Annotated in this window: 23 protein-coding genes and 1 tRNA gene; 6 read left to right on the plus strand and 18 right to left on the minus strand. The window is 63.5% G+C overall.

Annotated features, from left to right (window positions below; translation table 11 throughout):
• Positions 1 to 8: 8 nt before the first annotated feature.
• The 5 genes from FDP28_RS11485 to FDP28_RS11505 all read right to left on the minus strand — a co-directional run bounded on the left by FDP28_RS11485 (position 9) and on the right by FDP28_RS11505 (position 5,775).
• A complete protein-coding gene (locus tag FDP28_RS11485) occupies positions 9 to 677 on the minus strand; it encodes a hypothetical protein (protein WP_260842442.1) in 669 nt (222 codons plus the stop codon).
• 134 nt (positions 678 to 811) lie between these two features.
• Positions 812 to 1,444, minus strand: a complete 633-nt coding sequence (locus tag FDP28_RS11490; RefSeq protein ID WP_144661562.1) for a TetR/AcrR family transcriptional regulator — start codon at positions 1,442 to 1,444, stop codon at positions 812 to 814.
• Positions 1,441 to 3,477 (minus strand): YhgE/Pip domain-containing protein, encoded by a 2,037-nt coding sequence (locus tag FDP28_RS11495; protein ID WP_144661563.1) that lies wholly within the window; start codon positions 3,475 to 3,477, stop codon positions 1,441 to 1,443. Before FDP28_RS11495 ends, FDP28_RS11490 begins: the two co-directional genes overlap by 4 nt.
• A complete protein-coding gene (locus FDP28_RS11500) occupies positions 3,474 to 4,247 on the minus strand; it encodes a P-loop NTPase family protein (protein ID WP_144661564.1) in 774 nt (257 codons plus the stop codon). Before FDP28_RS11500 ends, FDP28_RS11495 begins: the two co-directional genes overlap by 4 nt.
• Positions 4,248 to 4,317: 70 nt before the next feature.
• Entirely contained in the window at positions 4,318 to 5,775 is a 1,458-nt protein-coding gene (locus FDP28_RS11505; protein WP_144661565.1) for a dihydrolipoyl dehydrogenase family protein, read from the minus strand.
• Between the two features lie 155 nt (positions 5,776 to 5,930).
• Between FDP28_RS11505 and FDP28_RS11510 the strand changes: the two genes are divergently transcribed.
• Positions 5,931 to 6,770 carry a sulfurtransferase gene (locus FDP28_RS11510; protein WP_144661566.1) on the plus strand — a complete coding sequence of 280 codons (840 nt, stop codon included), beginning with the start codon at positions 5,931 to 5,933 and terminating at the stop codon, positions 6,768 to 6,770.
• Here the strand turns inward: FDP28_RS11510 and FDP28_RS11515 are convergent.
• From FDP28_RS11515 to FDP28_RS11550, 8 genes are all read right to left on the minus strand, one after another.
• Positions 6,740 to 7,936, minus strand: coding sequence for a hypothetical protein (locus FDP28_RS11515; RefSeq protein ID WP_144661567.1), 1,197 nt, complete (start codon positions 7,934 to 7,936; stop codon positions 6,740 to 6,742). The two genes, FDP28_RS11510 and FDP28_RS11515, sit on opposite strands and share 31 nt — an antisense overlap.
• 135 nt (positions 7,937 to 8,071) lie before the next feature.
• Entirely contained in the window at positions 8,072 to 8,758 is a 687-nt protein-coding gene (locus FDP28_RS11520; protein WP_144661568.1) for an N-acetylmannosamine-6-phosphate 2-epimerase, read from the minus strand.
• 12 nt (positions 8,759 to 8,770) lie between these two features.
• Positions 8,771 to 9,721 carry an ROK family protein gene (locus FDP28_RS11525; RefSeq protein ID WP_144661569.1) on the minus strand — a complete coding sequence of 317 codons (951 nt, stop codon included), beginning with the start codon at positions 9,719 to 9,721 and terminating at the stop codon, positions 8,771 to 8,773.
• Between the two features lie 18 nt (positions 9,722 to 9,739).
• Positions 9,740 to 10,657: a dihydrodipicolinate synthase family protein gene (locus FDP28_RS11530; RefSeq protein ID WP_144661570.1), complete on the minus strand. Its 918-nt coding sequence runs from the start codon at positions 10,655 to 10,657 to the stop codon at positions 9,740 to 9,742.
• Between the two features lie 37 nt (positions 10,658 to 10,694).
• The gene (locus FDP28_RS11535; RefSeq protein ID WP_144661571.1) at positions 10,695 to 11,492 is read right to left on the minus strand and encodes an ATP-binding cassette domain-containing protein; all 798 of its coding nucleotides are present in this window, start codon (positions 11,490 to 11,492) and stop codon (positions 10,695 to 10,697) included.
• On the minus strand, positions 11,489 to 13,600 hold the full coding sequence (locus FDP28_RS11540) for a dipeptide/oligopeptide/nickel ABC transporter permease/ATP-binding protein (RefSeq protein ID WP_144661572.1): 2,112 nt from the start codon (positions 13,598 to 13,600) through the stop codon (positions 11,489 to 11,491). The genes FDP28_RS11535 and FDP28_RS11540 overlap by 4 nt, the downstream gene beginning before the upstream one ends.
• 3 nt (positions 13,601 to 13,603) lie before the next feature.
• A complete protein-coding gene (locus FDP28_RS11545; protein ID WP_186313600.1) occupies positions 13,604 to 14,560 on the minus strand; it encodes an ABC transporter permease in 957 nt (318 codons plus the stop codon).
• 97 nt (positions 14,561 to 14,657) lie between these two features.
• Positions 14,658 to 16,280: an ABC transporter substrate-binding protein gene (locus FDP28_RS11550; RefSeq protein ID WP_186313601.1), complete on the minus strand. Its 1,623-nt coding sequence runs from the start codon at positions 16,278 to 16,280 to the stop codon at positions 14,658 to 14,660.
• A gap of 297 nt (positions 16,281 to 16,577) precedes the next feature.
• Between FDP28_RS11550 and FDP28_RS11555 the strand changes: the two genes are divergently transcribed.
• A complete protein-coding gene (locus FDP28_RS11555) occupies positions 16,578 to 17,306 on the plus strand; it encodes a FadR/GntR family transcriptional regulator (RefSeq protein ID WP_144661574.1) in 729 nt (242 codons plus the stop codon).
• Between the two features lie 85 nt (positions 17,307 to 17,391).
• Here FDP28_RS11555 and FDP28_RS11560 read toward each other — a convergent pair whose 3' ends face one another.
• Complete coding sequence (locus tag FDP28_RS11560) at positions 17,392 to 18,024, minus strand: TetR/AcrR family transcriptional regulator (RefSeq protein WP_144661575.1); 633 nt, start codon at positions 18,022 to 18,024, stop codon at positions 17,392 to 17,394.
• Positions 18,025 to 18,167: 143 nt separating this feature from the next.
• Between FDP28_RS11560 and FDP28_RS11565 the strand changes: the two genes are divergently transcribed.
• From FDP28_RS11565 to FDP28_RS11575, 3 genes are read left to right on the plus strand one after another with little or no spacing between them, the layout of a single operon-like run.
• Positions 18,168 to 19,490, plus strand: coding sequence for an MFS transporter (locus tag FDP28_RS11565; protein ID WP_144661576.1), 1,323 nt, complete (start codon positions 18,168 to 18,170; stop codon positions 19,488 to 19,490).
• Positions 19,459 to 20,181, plus strand: a complete 723-nt coding sequence (locus FDP28_RS11570) for a cyclase family protein (RefSeq protein ID WP_260842443.1) — start codon at positions 19,459 to 19,461, stop codon at positions 20,179 to 20,181. Before FDP28_RS11565 ends, FDP28_RS11570 begins: the two co-directional genes overlap by 32 nt.
• The gene (locus FDP28_RS11575; RefSeq protein ID WP_144661578.1) at positions 20,178 to 21,134 is read left to right on the plus strand and encodes a fumarylacetoacetate hydrolase family protein; all 957 of its coding nucleotides are present in this window, start codon (positions 20,178 to 20,180) and stop codon (positions 21,132 to 21,134) included. Before FDP28_RS11570 ends, FDP28_RS11575 begins: the two co-directional genes overlap by 4 nt.
• A 130-nt stretch (positions 21,135 to 21,264) precedes the next feature.
• Here the strand turns inward: FDP28_RS11575 and FDP28_RS11580 are convergent.
• Positions 21,265 to 21,338, minus strand: a tRNA-Arg gene (locus FDP28_RS11580).
• A gap of 284 nt (positions 21,339 to 21,622) precedes the next feature.
• On the opposite strand from FDP28_RS11580, the gene FDP28_RS11585 reads away from it, so the two are divergent.
• Entirely contained in the window at positions 21,623 to 23,449 is a 1,827-nt protein-coding gene (locus tag FDP28_RS11585) for a phosphoenolpyruvate carboxykinase (GTP) (protein WP_144661579.1), read from the plus strand.
• A gap of 90 nt (positions 23,450 to 23,539) precedes the next feature.
• On the opposite strand, the gene FDP28_RS11590 is transcribed toward FDP28_RS11585, so the two are convergent.
• From FDP28_RS11590 to FDP28_RS11600, 3 genes are read right to left on the minus strand one after another with little or no spacing between them, the layout of a single operon-like run.
• Positions 23,540 to 24,007 carry an RrF2 family transcriptional regulator gene (locus tag FDP28_RS11590; protein ID WP_144661580.1) on the minus strand — a complete coding sequence of 156 codons (468 nt, stop codon included), beginning with the start codon at positions 24,005 to 24,007 and terminating at the stop codon, positions 23,540 to 23,542.
• A gap of 17 nt (positions 24,008 to 24,024) precedes the next feature.
• Complete coding sequence (locus tag FDP28_RS11595; protein ID WP_144661581.1) at positions 24,025 to 24,477, minus strand: hypothetical protein; 453 nt, start codon at positions 24,475 to 24,477, stop codon at positions 24,025 to 24,027.
• Positions 24,474 to 25,388, minus strand: coding sequence for a hypothetical protein (locus tag FDP28_RS11600; RefSeq protein WP_144661582.1), 915 nt, complete (start codon positions 25,386 to 25,388; stop codon positions 24,474 to 24,476). Before FDP28_RS11600 ends, FDP28_RS11595 begins: the two co-directional genes overlap by 4 nt.

Raw genomic sequence — 25,388 nt, forward strand, 5'->3', positions numbered from 1 at the left:
CGGGGGAGTCAGCGTTTGGGGGATGGTTTGCGTTGGGATGAAGCGCTCGACGCCGGTCGCTTGGCTGGGGTGGCAGGCGTTCGGGGCGCGGGACGCTTGGCAGCCGGCGTCAGGGCGGCCGGGCGCTTGACGGGACGTTGGGCCTGGGCCGGACGTTGCTGGGCCGGACGTTGCTGTGCGGGGCGTTGTTGGCCGCTTGGTCGTTGGGCAGGTTTTCGCTGGGCGGGTGCACGCTTGGGAGAAGGCGCCGCACGTTTGACCGGAGCGGCCGCCCGCGATCCGAACGAGGGCACCACGGCTCCAAGGAACATCACGCCGAGGGTGCACACCCCCGCAGCAGCCGCCAGGTAGAAGTAGATGTCCGAATCTTTCGTGCTCACTGCGCTGCCGGCGCTCACTGAACCGCCAAGGGCGTTGGCGTCCTGGGTGAACGCGATGCCCCACATCCGCAGGAAGGCGATGCTGCAACCAATGAACAGGCTCGTGCCGACGGCGCCGAGCAGGATTACGAAGTAGCGGCGCCGGTTGAAGAGCTGAACGAGGGACGCGAGGTAGCAGAGCAGCACGCTCCCGAGAAACAGGTACAGCACCAGTTCTTCGAGCACCACCGCTGCAAGAACCAACAGCGCCAGTGCGACAAAAGCGGACACCACCGCAAGCTTCCCGCTGTTCCCCATGTGACGCATGAGGTTAATCATCGCCGACCAAGTGGCCGCGCCACGCCGTCGTACATTGCAGTTGGATACCGTTGTGCGGCCTGCTCTGCGTCCAATGGGCATGCCATGGAACGCAGAGCAGGCCTCGCAACGCTTTACTTGATGACGTACCCGTGCATGATGGTCATCACCGCGGCCACGCTTTGCTCGCGGGTCCGCTCGGGGTTGTAGGTCTGCCGGTCCAGGCCCACCACGAAGATGGCTCCGAAGATAGCCGCTTCAAGACTGCCCCGGGCAATGGACGTATCCACCGTGTAGCCGGCCGCGACGCGCTCCACGGCGGAACCGATCACGGCCAGGAGTTCAGCCCGAAGCTCGGCAAAGACGGCACTCCATTCACCGGGCGTCCGCCAGTTTTCGCTGACCCAGAGCCGGGCGAAGGATGGGTAATCGTCCATGAACTCCATGGCCTGTCCCACCATGTTCTGCATGGACTCCAGGGGGTCGCTGCTTTGCCCCTGGATGTCCTGGAGCCTGACCAGCATGATATCCACGCCGTGCCGCAGAAGCTGGGCGATGAGGTCCGACTTGCTGCCGAAGTTGTAGTACACGGTCCCCTTGGACACCCCGGCCGCGGCCGCGATCTCGTCGACGGTCACTCCCGCCGCACCACGTTCACCGATGAGTTCCATGGACGCCTCGAAGAGCCGCTGCTTGGTGGCGTTGGTGCGGCCCGGACGCAGCTTCTTCCCAGCAGTTCCGGCGGCGGCCGGCTCGGTGGTGCTCATACTGCGATCTCCGGCTTCAGGGTCTTGAGGGTCCACATCTTGTGTTTGCGGACTGCCAGTGTGGACAGTGCCGCTCCCAGCAAAGTGTATCCAAGCAGGCCCAGCACGGTAGGCCAGATCATGCTGAGTTCACCGCCATAGATCAGGTGCCGCATACCGGTGACGACGTAGCCCATGGGCAGGACCTCGTGCACCACATGTAGCGGCATGGGGGTGGTCTGCCACGGGAACGTGCCACCGGAGGACACGAGCTGCAAGACCAGCAGGATCAGGACCACGAACTTGCCCGGCGTACCCAGCAGCGCCACGATGCCTTGGATGATCGCGCTGAACGCCATCACCGCGGCCAGCATGAACAGCCACATCCCGATCGGGTGGGCCGGATTCAGTCCCAGACCCAGATCAACAACCACGGTGAGGATGGTGGCCTGCAGCACCGAGACCACGAAGAACGGCAGCCAGCCTCCTACAGCAATCTTCCAGGAGGGGGCGTTCGAAGCCAGGGCCCGCTGGGTGATGGGTCGCATCGCCTGGACAAGCATGAACACACCGATCCAGAGGGCCAACGTCAGGAAGAAGGGGGCCAGGCCCGCGCCGTAGGAACCTGCCTTCGCTTGGGAGACGTTGTTCACTGCAACGGGATCGGCGATCACCTTGGAGACGTTGCTCTTCTGCTCATCGTTCGGGTTCGGGATGTCTCCGGCGCCCTTCGCGAGTTCAGTGGCGAGCGTGTGGGAGCCATCGGCCGCGGTCACTGCGCCGCTGGCCAGTTGACCGGCGCCGTCGTCCAGTTGGTGGGCGCCGTCGTCGAGCTTTACAGCGCCATCCAAAGCGGTCTGCTGCCCGGCGGCCAAGGTGGCCGCGCCGGAATTCAGCTGCCCTGCCCCGGCTGCCGCCTGGGAGATGGCATCGGTCAGGGCCGGCGTTGCGCCAGCGAGCTTTTGGGCGCCAGCGCTGACTGCGGCAGAACCATCCGAGAGCTGCTGGATCTTGGCGGCGTCACCGGAGATCTTCGCCTTGGCGTCCGTCACCGGGCTGGAAGCTGCGGCGGCATCGAAGTCGGCGAGGACCTTGTCGGCCTGCTCCTGGGTCAGCACACCGGCAGCGACAAGCCGCGCGTTGGACTCGACCACCCGGTTGCGCAGGCCCTTGTCCGCTGCGTCCAGCTGTCCGACGACTTCCTGGACCTTCGCATTCAGCTCGGCGTTTCCAGCGGCTACCTGGGCAGCGCCGTCGGCGAGCTTCTGCGAATCCGCGGGGAGGGTGGCCGTTTTGTTCTTCAGCTCCGTAAGTCCGGAGCTGAGCTGGCCGGCACCGGCGTTCAGTTGCACAGCGCCGTCTCGCAGCTGGGTTTGGCCGGCCACAAGCTGGTCCGCGCCGGTAACCAGTTGCCCGGTGCCCGTCTGCAGGGTGGCGGCGCCGTCGCTGAGCTTTCCGACACCGGTGGCGAGCTCGGAGGCGCCGTCAGCGGCCTTCACAATGGAGGCGTGGATGGTGCCAAAACCGGTGAGGAGCTGGTTGGCGGTTTCTTCGCCCACTTCCTTGGCCACGGTGGAGTGCACGGCCGTGGTGAGCTTGTCCACGATGGTGCTCAGGAGGTAGTTGTTGGCGTCGTTCGTGGTGACGTGCAGCATGGCCTGGTTCGCGGCGTCGAAGCTGCCCGGGGAGACGAGGTTGGCCGAGAAGTCCTTGGGAATGCGCAGGGCGAACGCGTACTCGCCGGTTTTGACCCCGGCGTCGGCCTCTTCGGCGTTGGAGACTTGCTTCCAGTTGAAGACGTGGCCCTCCACCAGGCTGTCGGCAACTTTCTTGCCGGCCTGCAATTGCGTGCCGTCCTTCGCGGTGGCGCCGGTATCCTCGACCACCAATGCCGCGTCGATCTGGTTCAGGTTGCCGTACGGATCCCAGTTGGCGTACAGGTACACGGCGCCGTACAGCAGAGGCACCATGGTCAGGGCAAGGATGGTCAGCTTGGGCAGGAGCCCGCCGGTCATGCGCTTGAGTTCGGAGCGGGCAAGCCGCAGAACAGTCACTTTGCAGTCCTTTGGAGGGTTTCGGTTTCAGGTTCTTCAGCCAGGTCCGGCGCGGTATCGGCGGCGTGTTTGGCTTTGGGTTCGACGAGGACGGCGGCAGGCTTGGTGGGTGCGGAAGCCGGCTCGACCTCCGGTTCAGGGGGATGCCGGACCGAGTTGCCGATCACCGCTGCCGGGCCGGTCCAGTTCTCCGGAAGGGCACCCACGACGGCGACGACGGCAAGCGGCCGCCCGGCGTCGGACGCCAAAGCCTGGAGCCTTGGCAGCCAGGTCCGGGGATCCGCGCTGTGGCGATCGGGAGTGTCCACGATCAACAGGTCCGTGGCAGGGTCCGCCAGGGCCAGTGCCGTCAGGAGTTCGAGGCGGCGGCTGGCGGGGAGCTGTTCAATCCAGAGGCCTGCAATGTCTTCGAAGCTGTTCACTTTGAGCCACGGCTTGCTCAGCAGCGCGCCACGGTAGCGGCGGGGGATCAGGGAAAGGTCTTCGGTGACGAGATCGCGGACGCTGAGGTGCTGCTCGGGTTCGTTGACGCCGGGGGAGTCCACCAAAGCGCTCGCGAGCCGGATCTTCTTGGTCTTGGTGACGTTATCCCAGCTGAGTACACCGTTGCTGGGCTTCATGCGGCCGCTCAACGCCAAGGCGAGGGCGGTGCGCTGGTCCTGGCCTTCACCGGCGACCAGCAGGAGTTCGCCGCGGTGAACTTGGAGCGACGTGGCCGGGAGGAGGTCGTCCCGGCGGCCGTTGATCTGGAGTTGCTGTACGGACAGCACAATGAAGCCTTTCGCAGAACTGTTGTCTGCGATAAGTCTAACTAAACTGACTGGTCAGTTCAAATAGAACTCAAAGGCCGTACTTCTCCATCAGCCGGAGCCACACTTCGCTGATGGTCGGATATGACGGCACGGCATGCCAGAGCCTGTCCAAGGGAACCTCGCCGACGATCGCAATGGTTGCCGAATGGAGGAGTTCAGAAACGCCCGGGCCTGCAAAAGTGGCACCGATGATCACCCTCCTGTCCTCATCCACCACGATCTGGGCCCACCCCTCGTAGTCCGGGGAGTACAGCTGGGAGCCGCTGACGTTGATGGGAAGTTCAACCCCTGTCACGTTCTTTCCCTGCAGGAGTGCCTCCTCAAGGCCCTGTCCCACCGACGCCACCTCGGGGTCCGTGAAGACAACGCTGGGGACGGCGTGGTCGTTGGCCGTGTGTGCCCACGGACTCCACGGTTCGGGGCTGCCCTTGAGTTCACCCTTGGCACGGGCGACGATGGCGTCGCCCGTGGCCCGGGCCTCGTATTTGCCCTGATGCGTCAGGAGAACCTTTCCTGCGGCATCGCCGGCAGCGTAAAGCCACGAACCGCTGGTGCCATCGCTGGCCGGTCCTTCCACGAGGCCGCTCGCATCGGTCGTGAGCCGGGGAGCTTTGCCGTCTTCACCTTCAATGCCAACGCTCTCCAGGCCCAGATTGGCCAGGGCGGGACGCCTGCCGGACGCGACGAGTATCTGGTCGGCCTGGAGTGTCTTACCGTCGAGCGTCACGGTGATGGCGCCGTCGTCGTTCTTCTCAACCTTGGTGACGTCCGTGTGGAGGTGGACCGTCACTCCATCGGCGCGGAGCCCTGCCAGAACCAGGTCCGCCGCTTCCTCGGCGTAGCTGCTCAGGAGTCGTCCGCGGGCAACAAGCGTGACATCGGAGCCGAGCCGGGCGAACGCCTGGGCCAGTTCCACGCCGGCCACGCCGCCGCCGAGGACTACGAACCGCTGCGGGATCTCCTTGGCTGCGGTCGCTCCGCGGGTGGTCCAGTAGGGTACCTCCTTGAGCCCCTCGATGGCCGGAATGGTGGGCGTTGAACCGGTTGCCACGACGACCGCATGGTTGGCCTTGAGGGCGTAGCTGTTGCCGTCGAGAGCATCTACCTGGACCTCGCGGGGGCCCGTGATCCTGCCCCGTCCACGAATCAGGTCAATGCCGGCGCTGTCCAGCCATTCGACCTGGCTGCCGTCCTGCCAGTTGTTGGTGAACCAGTCCCGGTGCTTCAGGGCTGCCGGTGCGTTCAAGGTTCCGGTGATGGCTTCCGTGGCACCGGGGATTCCTTGGGCTGCGTGCAGGACGCTGCCGGGGCGAAGAAGTGCCTTCGAGGGAATGCAGGCCCAGTAGGAGCATTCACCGCCCACCAGTTCGCTTTCGATGATCACCGCCGATAAGCCGCCGCGCACGACGCGGTCGGCCACGTTTTCCCCAACGGCGCCTGCGCCGATCACTATTACGTCGTACTCGCGGGAGTTCTCGGCAGTCATGGGGAAAGCCTACGCCGGACCCTTCCCCTTGTGAGGCCCGTTCTGCGTGCCTTCACGGGTTTTTAGCGCGCAGAGCAGGCCTCACAAGTGCTGGGCCTGTCCAAATAATGGGATATGTATCTTGCATTGTGGAACGTGGGTCTAAGCTGCAACGCATGGGAGATGAGCTGAAGCCTTTTGTCGACTGGAGCTGGTGCGCTGCCAAGGCCGGAACACTCGTTCTTGCAGATTGCCGTTGGTATCTCGACGGCGCCTCCGGGCAGGAGGCCTACGAACGGGGACACCTCCCGGGCGCGGTCTTTATCGACCTGGACCGCTGGCTTTCGGGCCCGGCGTCCCCGGAAGTCGGACGGAACCCGTTGCCCGATCCCCGGGTATTCGCCGAAGGGATGCGGGAAGCCGGTATCAATGACGCGGATACCGTGGTTGCTTACGACGACGCAGGGGGAGTCATCGCGGCAAGGCTCGTGTGGATGCTCCGGGCCACCGGACACAAGGCGGCGGTTTTGAATGGGGGCATGGGTGCCTACCCGGGGGAGCTCTCCGTTGCGACATCGCCGCCGGGCAGGGGCAGTTTCACCGCCCGGGCATGGCCCTCGCGGTTCATTGCGGACATTTCGGAGGCAGCTTCAGGCGCCGCGGTTGATGCCAGGAACCGTGACCGCTTCGAGGGCCGGCAAGACCCCATCGATCCGCGACCCGGGCACATCCCTGGCGCCGTGAACGTCCCTTGCCGGGAGAACCTCGATGCCGCCGGATACCTTCTGCCGGAACCGCAGATCCGCATGAACTTCGAGCGGGCAGGCGTAATCGCGGCTGAAAACACCATCACCTATTGCGGCTCAGGAGTGACCGCGTGCCACAACCTGCTGATGATGGAGCACCTCGGAATGGGGCACGGCAAGCTGTTTGTCGGAGGGTGGTCCCAGTACGGGCACGCATGGGACCGGCCAGTGGAGACGACTCACTGCGCTCTCAGCGGGGACGGTATGTAGGCAGCAACCGGCTGCTGGGGAAGGCAGAAGTCAAAAGGCGCAGTGAGGTCTTTGGGCAACCAACCCGAGGTCGGCTCGGGGATGAGCGCCACGATTTCATCGCGGTTGAGGGGCTTGTCCCCGTAGCTGTGAAACAGCGCCCCGTGGGTGTCCTCGAGGCTGCCCGTCAGATGCGGCCGTACCAGTTCAGAGTAGAGCGGACCGAAATAGCTCCACCAGACGGGGTGCGCAGGAAGGCCACGCCACATGCCCCGAGTCCATTGGTTCGACGCCTCCTCGGCCTGCTTTACCTTTTCGGTGGTCACGTGGCTTCGCGTGATTTCGGCGCTTGCAAAGAAGGCGCCTAAGCGTTCTGCAAGTGTCAGGAAGAACGGTCTCAATCTGGACGCTGTCCCTGTATCCGCACTTCCATAAGCTGACAGACTCAGAGAGATGGCTCCGACGTACATCGGTGCATCATCGACGAGCTTCGAAAATCCGAGGTTCTGAACGAAGCCCGAGCCCGTTGCCCGCAGCCACGGCATCCTATTGGACTGCAGCGTCTCCAAGAACGATGCGTCGTCGTCCTGGGGCGCCAAGGGCCTGCACCCCAGGCTGCGTTGGTAATTCGCGGGCACGGCCTGGGGAAGATGCTCCCGACACACGTCCAAGTACTTCTGTCCCAGCAAGGCAGGGTCCTCGTCCTGAATGAAGTACCACTGTGCGGTGACAGAGTTGAGGTAATGCCCGGGGGACAGATGCTTGAAGTACTCCTCGTAAGCCGTGAGCGGAGGCTCCTTTGGCTCCGGCCACGTCCCGTCCGTCTGTGCATCTATGGCGACCCCGCTGACAGCTCTGGCCAGTTTCTTCGCGAACGCCCAAGCATGAGGGATTTCCGTTGCAGGACCGCCGCCCTCGACGCTGATGTCGTACCGGTACCTTATGCCGAGGACGACAATGCTTGCTTGGCGTTCGTCAATGTCCTCCCCGCTGTCAGCATAAGGACCCTCGACCGTGAAACTGTAGTTCCGTTGAGCGCTACGGCGGACCAGAAAACCCCACGTTTCTTCATCGGAGGGGCCACTTTCTGCAGGGTCGAAGGTCAGCCCGCGAATGTTGTTGATGCGCGTCGCGACGTCTTCATGGCTGAGCGCCTCTGAACCGTAAACAAAGAAATCGTAGGACACCGGCTCAGCCTAGCGCTCCGAATCTGAGATAAAGGGCAATTTCTGCTGGATCATCCAGTGCTGCAGCTTGAGTAACCCGTACCAGGTAGGGAACACGCAGGATGCGTCGACGGAATGATCCAGCAGAAAATGTCACTAAGAGTGCATCGCACCCTTGAACCAGCCCGTAATGCTGGCCGGATGGGTGATCGCCGTGCCCACAACCACGGCGAAAGCACCGGCGTCGAGGGCCTGACGCGCCTGGGCCGGGGTGTGGATGCGGCCCTCTGCGATGAGGGGCTTGCCCAGGTCTGCGCCCGCAATCAGGGACAGCAACTCCAGGTCCGGGCCGTCGGTCTTCATGCGCTCGCCGGTGTAGCCCGCCAAAGTAGTGCCGATCAGGTCTGCGCCGGCTTCAACAGCAGCAACGGCGTCATCTAACGAGCCACAATCAGCCATGACCAGTGCATGCGACTCCGCATGGATTCCGGAAATCGTCTCAGTCAGGGAAAGTCCATCCGGCCGCGAACGCCGCGTCCCGTCGATGGCCACCACATGCGCCCCGGCGTTGGCCACGGCCAACGCGTGACGGAGCGTGGGCGTGATGAAGACACCGTCGTGCCCGTCTTTCCAGAGTCCAATCACAGGAACTTCGACGGCGGCACGCGTGAGCTGCACGTCGGCAAGCCCTTGAACCCGGACCGCCGCGGCACCACCGATCACGGCCGAGGCCGCCACCTGCCCCGTGGTCCGGGGATCCCGCATGGGCTCGCCCGGATACGCCTGGCAAGAGACGATCAGCTGGGAACGCAGGGCTTCGAGGCTTTCGGACGTGAGGATCACAGGACAATTCCTTTACGGGAGTACGAGTTTCGCGGCACCAACAATGGCGGCGCTGTTACCCAGGGCCGCGCGGACAACGGGAACAGCGAGCAACGGAGCCAGCAGCTCCTGTCGCAGTGCGGCTTCCATGGGCTTCCACCACAGCTCGCCGGCATCAGCGAGGCCACCGGAAATAACAACGGTTTCGGGATCGAGGATGTTGATCAGCCCACCCACCGCTTGCCCAGCGGCTACAGCACCGAGTTCGACGGCGGCACGCGCCGCGGCCGCGGCAGCACCGCCGTCGTGGGTCTTCTTGGCGAGCTCGAACACGCCACGCGTGTCCGCCGCTTCAGCAGCCGAGCCACCAAAGCGCAGGAAGGACTCATGGATGGCGGGGCCGGAGGCGATCGCCTCCACATGACCGGCGGACCCGCACACGCAAGGCACGGGGCGACCTTCAAAAGCGGCAAAAGGCGACGCGAAGTGCCCTACATGGCCGCCCACAAAGTGATGGCCCAGGACGGGGGCGCCGTCCAGGACGAAGCTGCCGCCGACCCCCGTCCCGAAAGCGACCATGAGCGAACTCGAGGTACCGGCAGCGGCTCCCAGCCACGCCTCCCCGAGGGCGTGGGCGTGGACGTCGTTGACGGCGCGGACCTTCAGCCCGAGCCGCGCAGACAGCCCGGAAACAAGCGCTGTCCCGGCCCAGCCACGGATGGCTTCCGTCGCGGAAACCACAGACCCGGCAACAGCATCGATGACCCCCGCCGAGCCGACGCCGACGCCGGACACGGTCAGTCCGGCGTCGGCGGCGCGCCCCACCAAGCCCGCAACCAGTGCGGCGGTGGCATCAAGGATCGCCTCGCCACCGGCCCTGTTCAGCGTGGGAATGGTGCTCGAGAACAGCACTTCCCCGGAGGAGGAGACAACCCCGGCGGCGGTTTTGGTGCCGCCGAGGTCAACGCCGATTACGTGCGTCATGGAAGGGGGCATGAATGACTAGACCAGCCCGTTGCGTTCCAGGATTTCGCGGATCGCGGCAGTCTCGGACTCGTTCAGGGAAAGCATCGGCGAGCTCATCGTGTTGGACTCGATGATGCCCATGACCTGGAGCGCGGTCTTGAAGGCACCCAAGCCCGCGGCACCGCCGGACACGCGGCCACCAGGGGTGTAAACGATCTCGAAGACGTCGGCCAGGCGATCCTGCTCGCGGGCAGCGGCAGCCCAGTCGCCGGCCTGCGCGGCGTCGAAGAGGCGGCGGTAACCGGCGGGATCAACGTTGCCGAGGCCTGGAACAACGCCCTGCGCGCCGCCCAGGAGGGCGCCGTCAACCACGACTTCGTGACCGGTGAAGATGTCGAAGTTCGGGATGTCCTTGGCTGCAAGGAGCAGCTGTCGGAAGGAAACATCGTCGCCCGAGGAGTCCTTCACACCGGCAATGACGCCATCGCGGCCCAGGCGAACCAACAAATCGGTGGGCAACTTGAAGTGGGTGCGGACCGGCACGTCGTAGGCAAAGATCGGCTTGTCGATGGCTTCGTGGATGCTGCGGAAGTGGGTCTCGGTCTCCGCGACATTGCCGATCGCGTAGTACATGGACGTCACCACGATCGCGTCGGCACCGAGGTCAACCACCTTGCGGGCCTCCTCGATGACGCGGTTGGTGGTCTGCTCGTTGGCGCCCACGATCAGCGGGACGGCCCCGGCGTTGGCTTCGGCGATGATGGTCACCACCAGCTCGCGCTCTTCGTTGCTGAGGTAGGGGACTTCGCCGGATGAACCCAGGACGAAAAGCCCGGACACACCGCCGTCGATCAGGTGTTTGGTGACGTTTTTCAACGACTGGACGTCGATGCTGCCGTCTGCGTGGCGGGGCGTGATGACCGGGGGAATGACGCCCTGGAATTGAGTGGACACAGAAATCTCCGTTGTTTGTAACGTGTGAAAGGAAAAACTAGATGTGGAGCAGGCTCGGCGCGGCGCCAAGCAGCTTGCGGGTGTAGTCGTTGCTGGGGTTGTCAAAGACCTGGGCAGCGGTCCCTTGTTCGACGATCTTGCCGAAGTACATGACGCAGATGCGGTCCGAGACGTACCGGACGGTCTGGATGTCGTGCGAGATGAACACCATGCCGAGGTTCAGCTGCGTTTTCAGGTCGGACAGAAGGTTCAGCACCTGCGCCCGGACCGAAACGTCCAGGGCCGACGTCGGCTCGTCCGCCACGATGATGTCCGGGTCCAAGGCCAGTGCGCGGGCGATCGCCACACGCTGGCGCTGGCCGCCGGAAACTTGCGACGGCGTCACTTCTGCTGCCGACTGCGGCAAGCCAACCAGCGCCAACAGTTCCTTGACTTTTGCCAGACGGCTCGCGGCGGTACCGATGCCGTGGACCTGCAGGGGATCGGTGAGGATGTCCTGGATGGTCATGCGCGGGTTCAGCGCCGTGGACGGATCCTGGAAGACCACGGAGACGGAGCGGCCGAACTCGCGCCGCATGGCAGCGTTCCGCTTGATGGCCGGCTTGCCGTGGAACAAAACCTGGCCCGACGTCGGCGGCTGGAGTCCCACGAGCACTGACGCAAGGGTGGACTTTCCACAGCCGGACTCGCCCACGATGCCTACGGTCTCACCGCGGCTGATGGTGAAGTCAACGCCGTCGACGGCCTTGACGATGTTGGGACGGAACAGGCCGCCGGTGCGCGCCCGGTGGTAGACCTTGACGTCCTTGAGTTCAATCACTGGGGTGGCAGTCACTTGGCATCCTCCTTCAGGTGGCTCGCCCAGTAGTGGTCGGCATCGTCCCCGTTCGTCGCAGGGACAGTGGTGAGGACCAGCTTCTGGTTGGGGTCGGCGTCGGGCCGCAGCGAGCGCGCCGCGAAGCGGTCCCCCACAGCGAAATCGTGCGGTGAAGGAACCGTGCCGGGGATCTGGTGGAGCCTGGCGGCATCGGCTTCGATGGAGAGCACAGCGCCCAGCAGGCCACGGGTGTATTCGTGCTTCGGGTTCTGCAACAGCTCGGAAGCTTGTGCGGACTCAACCACCTGCCCGGCGTACATCACCGTGATGCGATGGGCCAGTGAAGCAACCAAAGCGAGGTCGTGGCTGACGAACACCATGGCGAAACCGAGCTGTTCACGCAGTTCGTTGAGCAGGTCCACCACCTGTTTCTGGACGGTGACGTCCAGGGCAGTGGTGGGCTCGTCCGCAACCACGATCTTCGGCGAGCGGGACAACGCCATGGCAATGAGCACGCGCTGGCGTTGGCCTCCGGAGAGCTCGTGGGGGTAGCTGGCCAGCGTCCGGACGGGGTCCAGCTTGACCATTTCCAGCAGCTCCGTGGGGGTCTTGCGGCCGCCACGCTTGGTGAGCTGCTCCAGCTGTTCCTTGATCTTCATGGACGGGTTCAGCGAGCTCAACGCGTCCTGGTACACCATGGCGATCTGCTCACCGCGGAGACCTACGTAGGCCTTGGGGTTGCTGTGCTTCGTCTTGGGATCCAGCAATTCCTTGCCGTCAAAGACGATGGAGCCAGTCACCTGGGCAGTCTTCGGCAGCAGGCCCATCACGGCGAGGGACGTGATCGACTTGCCGCAGCCGGACTCGCCAACCAGGCCCATGGTTTCGCCCTCCCGGACCGTGAAGGACACGTTGTCCACGATCGGGATGTCTCCGAAACGGCCCGGGAAACGGATGGACAGGTTCTTCACTTCAAGGACGTTGCGTGCGCCTGCCGGTACCTGGGGGAGGCGATCGGTGCGCTTCGCTTCGATCGAGGCAAGGAGTTCCAGTTCGCGGTCCAGGAGGAGGTGCGGATTGGCGGCGGCGGTGCGCACATCGGTGAGCAGGGCCGACTGGCCGGCCTCGGAAGTGGCAGCCATACCTGAAGCCGCCCGGACGCCGTCGAGCTCGTGTTCTTCAACCACCGAAGGTTGGGCGACAGTGGTTGCCACCTCGGTGTCGACGGCCACGGAAGCGGAGGAACCGTCGTCGTCCTTCACCACCGTAGCCTTGCGAAGCCTGGGGTTGACCATCGCATCGGTGAGGCCCTCGGCGAGGATGTTCAGGGACAGGACGGTCAGCAGGATGGTGAGGCCGGCGAAAGTGGTGGCCCACCAGCCGCCTGACAGGACCAGGTTGCGTCCGTAAGAGATGACGTTGCCCCAGGAAGGAGCGGGATCCTGCACGCCGGCGCCCAGGAAGGACAGGGATGCCTCGAGGATGATGGCGTCGGCCACCATGACCGTGGCGAACACGAGCACGGGGGCTGCGGTGTTGCGGACGATGTGCTTGACCAGGATGTAGAACCGGCCGGCGCCGATCACACGCTCGGCGCGGACGTAGTCTTCACCGTATTGGGCCAGGACGTTGGCCCGGACCACGCGGGCCAGCTGCGGCGTGTAGATGATGGCGATCGCGATGATGATGGTCGGGACCGAGTTGCCGAAGGCGGCCAGGAGTACGGCGGCCAGCGCGATACCCGGGAAGGCCATGAGGATGTCCATGATCCGCATGATGATTTCGTTGACGGACTTGCTCGAGGTGGCCGCGAACGAGCCCAGAAGCGCACCCACCAGGATGGCCAGGCCAACAGCGCCCAGGCCGATCATGAGCGAGGACTGTGCACCGAAGAGGAGCCGGGAGAAGATGTCGCGGCCCAGGCGGTCCGTTCCGAAGAAGTGCTCGGCTCCCGGGGGAGTCGCTGGGATGAACGTCTCCAGCGGATCATGCGGGGCCAGCACGGGCGCCAGGATGGCCGCCAGGACAATGAGCATGAGGAAAGACAGGGCGATGCGGGAGCCCCAGGGCAGAGCCTTGAAACGAAGGCCCGGGGCGCTTAGCCGTTCTGCGAGCTTGCTGCGCATGAGCTATACCGTCCTGATTCGGGGGTTGATGAGCAGGTAGAGAAGGTCCACCACGATGTTCACCAGAACAAAGGTGACCGAGATGGTGAGCACCACGCCCTGGACCAGGTTGACGTCCAGGTTGGTGATGCCGTTAAGGATCAGTTGGCCCATGCCGGGCAGGGCGAAGATCATTTCAATCACGACGGCGCCACCCAGCAGGTAGCCGACGCGGAGTCCCAGCACGGTCACCGGGGTGACGAGCGCGTTGCGGAGGACGTTCTTGGAGACGACCTCGCGGTATGGGACGCCGTTGCCGATGGCGGTGCGGACGTAGTCCCGGTCGAGTTCTTCCACCATCGAAGTGCGGACCACGCGGATCAGGGAGGCCGAGACCGGGATACCCAAGGCAAGGGCGGGCAGGGCCATCGAGTTGAGCCAACCGCCGAAGCCGGATTCCGGCGTCGCGATGCCGCCCGAGGGGAACATCGGGTTCTCGCCGAGCGCGAACCACTGGATGAGGAGGATGCCGAGCCAGAACGACGGCGTGGCAATTGCGGCGATCGAGAAGACCCGGACCAGCTGGTCCTGCCATTTGTCGCGGTACAGGGCTCCGATGATGCCGAACGCCAAGGAGACGACGATCGCGATCAGCACACCAAGGAAGGTCAGCTGAAGAGTGAGCGGAAAGGCCGAGCCGATCATCGAAGCGACGGACTTGGCTGGGGGAGTAGTGACCCCGAGGTCGAACTGCAGGAGCTTGCCGAGGAAACGGAAGTACTGCAGGACCAGGGGATCGTTGAGGCCGTTCTCCTGGCGGTACTGCTGCTTCGCTTCTTCGCTGGCGCCGTCACCGAGGGCCGAGCTGGCCTGGTCGCCGGGAGCGGCCTGCAGGACGAGGAAGACGAGCAACGTGATGCCCAGGATCATTAATGGCAATGCTGCAAGTCTGCGGCCGAGCAGACGCAATATCGTGACCAATGTGTTCTCCGGTTGATTGTGGGTTGCGGGGCCTGCTCTGCGCGCCAAGTGGGGGCTTTAGGACGCAAAGCGGGCCCCGCAACGGGTGGGGGACCGCCTAGGCGGTGCGTCCGACGTCGATGAACGACAGGCCGGTGGTCGGCAGCGGCTTGAAGCCGTTGAGCTTCTTCTCGTCCCAGGCGCTGGGCAGCTGGCGGTGGAAGACGGGGTACAACGGGACTTCTTCGGAGACGAGGTCCACAATTTCGCCCACGGTCTTCTTGGCTTCCTCTCCGGAGGCCTGGGAGCCCTTGTTCATGAGGTCCTGCAGCTTGGTGCGCTCCGGAGCGGTCCAGAAGGCGCGCTTTTCCATCCAGGTGGAGCCGGAGTAGAACCAGCTCAGGAGCAGGTCCGCGTCGTTGCCGAACACGGAAGGGTCACCTGGGGCGGCGACAACCGAGTAGTCGCCCTTGCCCACGCGGTCGCTGTACAAGGCGCCGGACTGGAGGCTCTTGACGGTGACCTTGACGCCGGGAATCTTGTTCCAGGATTCGAGGATCAGCGGCGCAACGTCCTTGACCCATGCCGTGTCGGTGGTGAGCAGTTCGAATTCGAGGTTGGTGACGCCGGCCTGCTTCAGCAAGTCCGCGGCCTTGGAAGCGTCGTAGCCGTAGACGTTCTTGGCCTTGACGTAGTCCGGGTGGCCTTCCTGGAAGTAGGAGCTGGCGGCCTTTGCATTGCCGAACAGGGCCTTCTTGATGATGGCTTCCTTGTCCAGGCCGTAGTGCAGGGCCTGGCGGACCAGCTTGTTGTCGAACGGAGCCTTGGCGCAGTTGAACATCAGGAACAGCAGGCCGAAGGACTGGACCGACTCAACCTTGACCTTGGACTTCAGTCCGTCGACATCAAGGTAGGGAACGTCCTCGATGGCCTGGACCCGGCCGGACTGGACGGCGGTGACGCGGGCTGCGGCGTCCGAAAGGAGCAGCCAGGTCATGCCCTTGGCCAAAGCAGGCTTGGGACCGTTGTAGTCGGCGAACGCCTCGAAGACGATCTTGTCGTCCTTGACTGCGGAGACCAACTTGTAGGGGCCGGAGCCAACCGGCTTGGCGTCGAAGGCCTTGAGATCGGTAGCGAGGGCCTTGGGAACGATCTTCACTACGGAGATGCGCGGACCGAAGCCGGGGAAGGCGTACTTAAGGGTGAACTCGACTGTCTTGGCATCAACAGGCTTCACGTCTTGGATGAACGGGATGAATTGCGAGAACAGCGACTTGTTGGCCGGATCCATGACGCGGGTGAAGGAAAAGGCCACGTCTTCGGTGGTGACGGGGGTGCCGTCGTGGAACTTGGCACCGTCGCGGATGGTCACCTGGTACGTGGTGTCGTTGATCTTTTTGGGGTCCGAGGCAGCCAGTGCGTTGTAAGGCTCGCGGGTTGCCGGGTGCAGTTCGATGAGGCCTTCGAAGATGTGCAGGTTGGCCGCCATCGGGGTAGCGCCGGAGGAGCTCAGCGGATCGAAGCCCGTGGAGAGCGCGTACGAAATGCCTGCTTCGATGGTCAGGTCCTTGTTCACCGCCGCCGTGTTCGTTGCGTTTCCGGTTGTGGTGCTGGCAGCGCCGCCGCACGCAGAAAGGGTTGCCGTGAAGGCGGCTGCTGCACCAACTGCGCCGCTTAGCTTCAGGAAGTTCCGGCGGCTGGCATCGTTGACCAGCGGCAGGCTTTGAATCGTCTTGCTCATAGGGTGCCTCACCAATCGAGTTTCGTGGGTTATCGGATGTAGGACGTCCGATGCTCGTAGTGAAACTGTAAGGGCGGTCACAACGGAACGTCAAGTGAGAAATGGAGCGCCGGGCCGTGCTTGGCTCCGGTAGAGGATGCCGCCTGCCGGGAAATTACGCACATGGCTATGAAGGAGGTGGGACATCCGATATTGTATGTTGCGAGCTACTCGTTCTGCAGCGGGCGCTATGCTCGCCTCAACATTAACACTGCGCCGCTACCACTTCCGGGACCGGTGCACGGCAAGGAGAAAGCCATGACAACTTCCGGCGTGGTTCCGCAGGCGCGGTTCAGTGCACAGGCCCGGCTGCGTGCGTTGCAATCGGACATTATGGAACTGATCCTTGAACGGGAGCTCGAAGCCGGCGATCCCTTGCCTACGGAAAGTGAGCTGTCGGTAGCTCTCGGCGTGGGACGCAATACGCTGCGCGAGTCCTTGAAAGTGCTCCAGGCCCTGGGCGTCATCGAAATCCGCCACGGGTTCGGCATGTTCGTCGCCCCCAGCAACTTCGATGCCCTCGCCGACGGACTCACCTTCCGCGGCCGGTTGTCCCTCCGCCACCAAGGCCTCGAAGCGCTGCAGCTGGTTGACGTACGCCAAGCCCTTGAGTCCGGACTGATCGGTTCCTCCATCGACGTCATGACACCGGAGCAGTTGTCATCCATCGAAGAATCGGTCAAGCAGATGGAGGAGCTGGCAGCAGCCGGCGAGAACTTCGTCGCCGCCGATGCCGAGTTCCACCGCCGGCTTTTCGAACCCCTCAACAACGAGCTCCTCATCAATCTGATGGGCGTTTTCTGGAAGGTATACCGGAAGATCCACGTCGAAATCGGCCCCGGCAACGAGGACCTGGTGAAGACTGCGACGATGCACCGCGACATTTACGCGGCCGTAGCCGCCGGCGACAAGGCCGCTGCCGCCGAACTGCTCAACCGGCACTTCGATGGCATCCGCCGCCGCATCAGCGAGGCCGTCGGCGAGTAGCGCACCCAACGCAAGGGCCGCCGTCGTACCCAACTAGGGGACAGATAACGTTCCACTGGCACTTCAGTGGAGCATTATCTGTCCCCTACTTGGGTGCGGCGCCACGCCAGCCCGCCACGAGCACCGAGCGCAGGTAGTCGTACCGGAAATCATTGATGTTTCCCAGGTCCGACAGGGCTGCGATCCTCTGGGGAAGCGCCGTGCCGGTGAGCGCGCCCACGCCGAACATGTAGGCCCATTCATGGAATCCCTGCGGCTTGTTGGGCAGTGCCTTGCGCATCACCTGTATGAAGTCCCTTGCCATGGGGTCGAAGTATTCGGCCAGAATGCCGCGTTCATGGGCGCCGGGATCGGAGGCCTCGCGGAGAACGAGCCGGGCGAACAGCTTCCCGTCTGCAGTCTCCTGGGCCTTCAGTGTTGGCATGAGGAAAGCGTCCACAATGCGTTCGACGGCGTCACTCGCCGAGGTCTCGACGGCCAGGACCTGCCGGCGGCGTTCTTCGTTGAGGTGCTGGTACCGGGCGAAGACCGCCCTGTAGAGCTCGAGCTTGGTGGCGAAGTGGTAGATGACCAGTGGCGCGGTGGTCCCGGTTTCCTCGGCTACCGCCCGCATGGTGGTGGCGTCAAAGCCCCGGTCCGCGAACATCCTTACCGCGACATCAAGGATCTGCTCCCGACGGCGCGTTCCCGCCGTATTCCCCTGCACTTCTGTGGACATGGGTTCCAGCCTATAGCTCCTTGAGTGGCGACCGTTGACACAAACTGAATGGGTGTATAAATTCTATCCCACATGAAACTGAACGAGTGTCAAAGTTCTGTTTCGTTCCGGGCAACGTCGCCCGCTTCAGAAGGGATCTCCACATGAAACGTGGAACCAAGTGGTTCATTCTCATTGGGTCATTCGTCATCTACCTCTTCGATGCCCTCGAAATTGCCGTGCTGTCCTTCGCGCTCCCGGCCATCAGCAAGGACTTGGCGCTCACTCCGCTGGCAGGCGGATTGCTGGCCACCGCGACGCTGCTCGGCATGGGCTGTTCCAGCGTGATCACAGGATGGCTGGCCGATAACCGCGGGCGACGGATCGCGCTCATCGTGTCCATGGCGGTGTTCGTCGCGCTGACCTCCGCCTTGTTTGTCGTGCCGAACTACGGCATCTTCGTGGCCCTCCGCTTTCTGGCGGGCATTGGACTTGGGGGAGTCTGGTCGGTCCTGTCCACCTACATCGTGGAAACCTGGCCGGCGCAGCAGCGCGGACGGGCGGTGGCTTTCGTGCTTGCCGCGTACCCGCTGGGTGGCGCGGGCGCAGCCCTCATCGCCGGCGTCTTCATGCCTGACTGGCGGATGCTCTTCCTGGTCACGGGCTTGTCCGCGCTCGTGCCGCTGCTCATGGTGGTGTTCTTCTTCCCGGAATCCAAGGCATGGCTGGAAGAGCGCGCGGGGCAGCAAACACCCTCCGTCACCGTCAGGGAACTGTTCACCGGCAGCTACCGCCGTCGCACGATCGTCGCCACGCTGGTCGCAGTCTGCGCCTTCGTTGGTTTTTACGGGGCTTCAACATGGATGCCCAGCTACCTGGCTACCGAGCGCGGCCTTGATCCCCGCCAGGTCAGCCTCTTCATGACCATCCTCAACCTCGGCATGTTCGCCGGGTACATCGTGTTTGGCTGGATCGCGGACAGGATCGGCCGTCGCAACGCCATCATGCTCTCCCTGGCCGGCACCGGTTTGTTGATGCCGCTTTATGGGCTTGTCACCAACCAGGCTGTCCTGTTGTGGATGGGGCCTCTGTACGCCTTCTTCATGACGTTCGCAGGCCTGTTCGGCTCCTACCTCGGGGAACTGTACCCCACCAGGATCCGCACAACCGGCGCGGGTTTCTGCTTCAACATCGGCCGGGGCGTTGCGGCTTTCGCACCCCTGGCCATGGGCGGAATCGCCGCCTCCTGGGGATTCTCATCCGGGCTCATCCTCTCCGGCGCAGTTTTCCTGGCAGGCGGCGCCCTCATGCTCTTCCTGCCCCACACCCACCGCGGCTCTTCCGCTGCCAACGCGGCAATCGAGCCCCACTTTCAGAAGGAGTCCGTCAACAATGCCTCACCTCATAGACCTGTCCGTCAGCCTCCGCGGCGGCATAGCCTCGGATCCGCCCGGGATGACCCCGGAGATCGAATATCTCACCCATAGGGAAACTGCCAAAGACCTGGTGTCCTATTTTCCCGGACTGACTGAAGGGGATCTGCCTACGGCGGAGGGCTGGGCCATTGAGCGCATCAATGCCACCACCCATACCGGTACACATCTGGATGCTCCGTATCACTATGCCTCCACCATGGACGGTGGAGCGCGGGCCATCACCATTGACGAAGTTCCGCTGGAATGGTGCTTTGGGCGCGGAGTGAAGCTGGACTTCCGCCACTTCGAGGATGGTTACGTTGCCAGGGCCGACGACGTCGAGACCGAACTGCTGCGGGTGGGGCACCAGCTCGAGCCGGGAGACATTGTGGTGGTCAACACCGCGGCCGGCTCCCGGTACGGCTTCGACGACTATCTCAGCAAAGGCTGCGGGATGGGACGCGAAGCCACCCTCTACCTCACCAGCCGCGGCGTCCGGGTCACCGGCACCGACGCCTGGAGTTGGGACGCCCCTTTCATCCACACGGCCAAGCGCTACGTTGAAACCGGTGACAGCTCGCTGATCTGGGAAGGCCACAAGGCCGGAAGGGAGATCGGTTACTGCCACATCGAGAAACTGCACAACCTTGAGGCCCTGCCGGCCACGGGGTTCCGGATTTCCTGCTTCCCGGTGAAAATCCACGGAGCCTCCGCCGGATGGACCCGTGCGGTGGCGATTCTGGATGAGGGGGCGGGTGAATGAAATTCTTCCGGTTAATGCTCGACGGCGTTCCCCGCCTTGGGCTGGCCAGTGCGGATTTGCTCTCTGGCCGGCTTTATCCGGAAGGGGTGGATGCGTTTGACGTGATTTCCCACCCCGGGATTACGGCCGATGGTGACTGTGTGGACTTTGCCGGAGCCGAGCTGCTGCCGCCCATTGACGTGTCCGCCATCCGTGACTTCATCACTTTCGAGCAGCACACGGAGGGCGCCTTGCGCTCAGTAGCCCCGGAGAAGGGTGTTCCAGACGCCTGGTACGAGGCGCCGTCGTTCTATTTCACCAATCCGCATGCGGCGATAGGCCATAACGCGACTGTTCCCATGGCGCCGGGCTCCCGGCAGTTCGATTTCGAGTTGGAGGTTGCGGCAGTCATAGGCACGGATGGGTTCAACCTCTCCGTGGAGGAGGCGGGAAATCACATCGCCGGCTACATGATCCTCAACGACTGGTCGGCCCGGGATGTGCAGCGCGGCGAAATGACCGTCGGCCTGGGTCCAGCCAAAGGCAAGGACACGGCGACATCCCTGGGGCCGTTGTTCGTGACCAAGGACGAGCTGGAGGACGTAACCTCGGACGGGTTCCTGGATTTGTCCATGAGCGTCTCTGTAAATGGCAAGGTCCTTGCCACAGATTCTCTGGCCAACATGGCCTGGAACTTTGCTGAGCTGGTGTCCTATGCGAGTCGGGGAACCTGGGTTCGACGTGGCGACATCCTGGGGTCCGGAACCAGCGGCGGAGGCTGTCTTGCTGAATTCTGGGGTTGGTACGGGGCCGAGGCTCCGCCGGCCTTGGAACGGGACGACGTTGTGAGCCTGACGGTGGAACGGCTCGGAACTCTGACCAACGTTGTGGGCGGCGCGTCTCCGGTGCACGGGATTCCCAAAGCCCGGAGGCGTTCCTATGTCCCGCCGATGCCGTTCGCCCCGCGCATCTAAACCCCCTCCCACCCAACTGGGGGACAGCACCTGTCCTACTGAGCGCTCATAGGACCCTGTTCTGTCCCCTGGTTGGGTTTCGGGGGAAACAAAAGACCCGCACCGGCGAACCGGTGCGGGTCTTGATCTGTGCGCCCAAAGGGATTCGAACCCCTGACCTTCTGTTCCGTAGACAGACGCTCTATCCAGCTGAGCTATGGGCGCATTTCGTGTGATTCTCGGCGGTCTGTTTCTCTGACCCCCTCGAACCTCAATAAACTTTACAGAAGTTCATGTGAAGTTCCAAATCGAGAAGCTGTAATCTGCGCAACTAGACCGGTCTACGTGACCTTAGTCACTTAAATTCGGCCTTGGTAAATCGCGAACCTTGATTTCTAGGGGTTTTTACTTTTCGAGTAGGTGGATGTCCGATGTCTGACAGCGGAATGGTCTGGTCCGCGGCCCCTATCGTTTAGGACACACCACTGAACCCGAGGAAGGGAACCGCAATGGGCGATCTGGCGCGACTGCCGCTGCTTGAGAAGGCACCTACTACGCATGCACGCCTGCTGGCCTGGGTTGAGGAAGTTGCCGAGCTGACTCAGCCGGACCGCATCCACTGGGTTGATGGCAGCGAAGCAGAAAACACGAAGCTCACGGACGAACTCGTCGAAGCCGGAACGCTGAAGCGACTCAACCCGGAAACCTTCCCCAATTCCTTCGCAGCATTCTCCGACCCCGCTGATGTCGCCCGCGTGGAAGAGCAGACCTTCATCTGCTCCGAGAACGAACGCGATGCAGGCTTCACCAACAACTGGATGGCTCCGGCCGAGATGAAGCAGAAGCTGCGCGGACTCTTCGCCGGTTCCATGCGTGGCCGCACCATGTACGTCATCCCGTTCGTCATGGGCCACCTTGATGCAGAAGACCCCAAGTTCGGCGTTGAGATCACCGACTCCGCCTACGTCGTAGCCTCCATGCGCATCATGGCCCGCATCGGCACGGACGTCCTGGACCGCATCACCCAGACCGATGCCTTCTTCGTTCCCGCCCTCCACTCGCTGGGCGCGCCGCTGGAACCCGGTCAGGCCGACGTCGCATGGCCTTGCAACCCGGACAAGTGGATCGTCCACTTCCCGGAAGAGCGCTCCATCTGGTCCTTCGGATCCGGCTACGGCGGCAACGCCCTGCTGGGCAAGAAGTGCTACGCGCTGCGCATCGCCTCCGTCATGGCACGCGATGAGGGCTGGCTCGCCGAGCACATGCTCATCCTGAAGCTGACCTCCCCGGAGCAGAAGACCTACTACGTCTCCGCTGCGTTCCCGTCCGCCTGCGGAAAGACCAACCTGGCCCTGCTCGACCCCACCATCAAGGGCTGGAAGGTCGAGACTCTCGGCGACGACATCACCTGGATGCGCTTCGGCAAGGAAGGCGAGCTTCGTGCCGTCAACCCCGAGGCCGGCCTGTTCGGCGTCGCACCGGGCACGGGCTGGGGCACCAACCCCAACGCCATGCGCGCCATTGCCAAGGGCAACAGCATCTTCACCAACGTGGCACTGACCGACGACGGTGGCGTCTGGTGGGAAGGCATGACGGAGGAAACTCCTGCGCACCTGACCGACTGGCGCGGCGAGTCCTGGACACCGGACTCCGACACGCCTGCAGCCCACCCGAACTCCCGCTTCTGCACGCCGATCGACCAGATCGACATGCTGGCCGAGGAATACTTCAGCCCTGAGGGTGTGGAGCTGTCCGCGATCCTGTTCGGCGGCCGCCGCAAGACCACCATTCCGCTGGTCACCGAAGCACGCAGCTGGTCCAACGGCATCTTCATGGGTTCCACGCTGTCCTCGGAAACCACGGCTGCCGCTGCCGGCGCTGTCGGTGTTGTCCGCCGCGACCCCATGGCCATGCTGCCGTTCATCGGCTACGACGCAGGCGACTACCTGAACCACTGGGTCAACCTGTCCGCCAAGGCCAACCCGGAGCGTCTGCCGAAGATCTTCCTGGTCAACTGGTTCCGCCGCACCCCCGAGGGTGGCTTCGCGTGGCCCGGATTCGGCGACAACGCCCGCGTGCTCAAGTGGGCCATCGAGCGCCTTGAAGGCAAGGCAGACGCCGTGGAGACCCCGATCGGTTTCGTCCCGACCGGTGAATCCATCGACCTCGAAGGCTTGGACATGACTCCGGCCGAGGTTGAGTCCGCTGTTCGCGTCGACGCCGAGGAGTGGTCAACCGAGCTGGCCTCCATCGAGGAATGGTTCGCCAACTTCGGCGAATCGCTCCCGGCGGCTCTGCAGTCCGAACTGGACGGTCTAAAGACCCGTCTGGGCTAGACCCCTTAGGAACAACGGCGTTCTTAAGTGCACGACGGCGGCCCGTCACCTTTCGCTTGGAAGGTGACGGGCCGCCGTCGTCATGAAGCGCTATGGTGCCACGCTCATCCGGATCCCGGGCCGAAGCCCGATTGATTCGAACACCGGGTCCATTTGGCGGGCGTGGGGGAGTGATGAGATCACGATGCCGTCCAACTCACGGTAGAAGGCCTCCCTGGCGCGGGTCATGGCATGGCGGAGTGCGCATTCGGTGATCAGGGGGCAGGCCTTGGCGGGCGACTGGCACTCGGCCGGGTCCTGGCGGCTGTCCAGGTGACGCAGGACCTGTCCGACCGTGGCTTGCCGCCCTGCGTCGTTCAGGCGGGATCCGCCGAGCCGACCCCGTTCGACGTTTATAAGTCCCAACGCGCGCAGGCGGACCATTGCCTTGCTGACGTGGTTGTAGGGAGTTCCCACGGCATCTGCCACCGCCTGCGTGGTCAGCAACGCACCGTCAGGAGCCGCGGCCAACACCATGAGGGCTCGAAGGCTCACATCTGCGAAGGCGTTGATTTTCATGGGATCAGTCCGTCGGTCTAGTCCACCCAGATGGATGGCTCGTGGGTATCCGGTTCCATGGGCGCGAAGTCGAATCCGTCTGTGCCGGGCACATAGGGGATGATGGCGGCCAGGACAGCCCCTTCACGGTGTTCGGCCGCGCCGTGAATGCCGTCGGAGCCGTGTTCCGGCAAGCTGACATCGCTGACGATGGCTACCGCCCGGTATTCATCGCGGCCTTGGCGAAGCAGCTCGTGGAGGTCGGACAGCATTTGTCCGGCGTCCACTTGTCCATCCTCGTCAGGTTCACCCGGCGTGACCATGACAATCCGTAGTTCGCCATCGTTGGCCAGGGTGATGCCGAAGGGGAAGAAGCCGCCGTTCTGCTGAAGATGCTCCTGCGCCGTTCCAAGACCTGTGCCCAGTGTCTCCCGCAGTTCGCGGTCCTCAGCAGACTCTTCCGGGACGGCGCTGGACGTTTGATCACTCATGCCGACCACACACGTGCTTCAGTGGGAAGTACTGCCGAATCTCCGAAGACGACGGCGTTGGATTGCCCGTCGATTTCGTAGGGCTTCAAGATGTTCATGGACAGCCCTTCGGCGTGTTCGATGTGCAGCCTGACTGCGTCCACGGCCCCACTGTCGCCAACCTGGACAGTAACGTCGGTCAGTATGCAGGTCCCCCTCAGGGTGTCTTTCTTGTTGCGGAATCCCTCGGTCATCATCTGCACGGACTCAATGGAGTCTACTTCCCCGTCCTCGTTGGCCTCCTGGTAGGCCATGTGATGCCCTACTTCACCGGAGAGGTCGGTGGTGATCCCGTAGGGCGCAAGGACGCCGTGCTTGCCCAGCTGGTCCTGGGCAAAAGGAACAGCGGCTCCGACGAGCTTGAAGACGTCCTGGATTGCCTGCTCGGAGAGGCCTTCGTGCCACCATTCCTCCGCCGGGGCCGGTGCTTCCCCGGACCAAACATGGGCTTCCTGTTCTTCGGTCCGGGGTTCCCCGAAGGTGGGGTGCTTCAGGAACTTCTTCCGGGTGAAGTCCACGCGGATGAGCTGGCTGATCCCACTCCGGTGTTCAGCCCAGAGATGGAGTGTGTCCTCGGTTTTGCCGGACTGCGGATCGAGCACAGCCACCATGGCGAGGAGGTTTTCGGCATGGCCCGAGAAGAGATCGATGGTCAGCTTCACCGCCAGCACAGGGTCCGGGGGCAGGGTTCCCTGGATTTCCCCGGGGACCTCGCCACGGTGGATGGCACCTTCACCGTCGAGCATGAAGACGAATGGAGTGAAGCTCTTGTTAAGGACCAACTGGGCGTCAGCCAATTTAAGGGCCTCGGCCACGACAGCCGCCAGTTCGGATTCGGGGGAGGTCCGTGCCTCGGGCGGAAGCTGCGTCAT

The sequence above is a fragment of the Paenarthrobacter nicotinovorans genome (genome assembly GCF_007670255.1).
GTDB lineage: Bacteria > Actinomycetota > Actinomycetes > Actinomycetales > Micrococcaceae > Arthrobacter > Arthrobacter nicotinovorans_B.

Excerpts from the sequence above, each read along its gene's own strand:
- FDP28_RS11485 (WP_260842442.1), bottom strand. The coding sequence starts at position 677 with ATGGGGAACAGCGGGAAGCTTGCGGTGGTGTCCGCTTTTGTCGCACTG.
- FDP28_RS11490 (WP_144661562.1), bottom strand. The coding sequence starts at position 1,444 with ATGAGCACCACCGAGCCGGCCGCCGCCGGAACTGCTGGGAAGAAGCTG.
- FDP28_RS11505 (WP_144661565.1), bottom strand. The coding sequence starts at position 5,775 with ATGACTGCCGAGAACTCCCGCGAGTACGACGTAATAGTGATCGGCGCA.
- FDP28_RS11510 (WP_144661566.1), top strand. The coding sequence starts at position 5,931 with ATGGGAGATGAGCTGAAGCCTTTTGTCGACTGGAGCTGGTGCGCTGCC.
- FDP28_RS11525 (WP_144661569.1), bottom strand. The coding sequence starts at position 9,721 with ATGACGCACGTAATCGGCGTTGACCTCGGCGGCACCAAAACCGCCGCC.
- FDP28_RS11540 (WP_144661572.1), bottom strand. The coding sequence starts at position 13,600 with ATGCGCAGCAAGCTCGCAGAACGGCTAAGCGCCCCGGGCCTTCGTTTC.
- FDP28_RS11550 (WP_186313601.1), bottom strand. The coding sequence starts at position 16,280 with ATGAGCAAGACGATTCAAAGCCTGCCGCTGGTCAACGATGCCAGCCGC.
- FDP28_RS11555 (WP_144661574.1), top strand. The coding sequence starts at position 16,578 with ATGACAACTTCCGGCGTGGTTCCGCAGGCGCGGTTCAGTGCACAGGCC.
- FDP28_RS11560 (WP_144661575.1), bottom strand. The coding sequence starts at position 18,024 with ATGTCCACAGAAGTGCAGGGGAATACGGCGGGAACGCGCCGTCGGGAG.
- FDP28_RS11565 (WP_144661576.1), top strand. The coding sequence starts at position 18,168 with ATGAAACGTGGAACCAAGTGGTTCATTCTCATTGGGTCATTCGTCATC.
- FDP28_RS11570 (WP_260842443.1), top strand. The coding sequence starts at position 19,459 with ATGACCCCGGAGATCGAATATCTCACCCATAGGGAAACTGCCAAAGAC.
- FDP28_RS11575 (WP_144661578.1), top strand. The coding sequence starts at position 20,178 with ATGAAATTCTTCCGGTTAATGCTCGACGGCGTTCCCCGCCTTGGGCTG.
- FDP28_RS11585 (WP_144661579.1), top strand. The coding sequence starts at position 21,623 with ATGGGCGATCTGGCGCGACTGCCGCTGCTTGAGAAGGCACCTACTACG.
- FDP28_RS11590 (WP_144661580.1), bottom strand. The coding sequence starts at position 24,007 with ATGAAAATCAACGCCTTCGCAGATGTGAGCCTTCGAGCCCTCATGGTG.
- FDP28_RS11595 (WP_144661581.1), bottom strand. The coding sequence starts at position 24,477 with ATGAGTGATCAAACGTCCAGCGCCGTCCCGGAAGAGTCTGCTGAGGAC.
- FDP28_RS11600 (WP_144661582.1), bottom strand. The coding sequence starts at position 25,388 with ATGACGCAGCTTCCGCCCGAGGCACGGACCTCCCCCGAATCCGAACTG.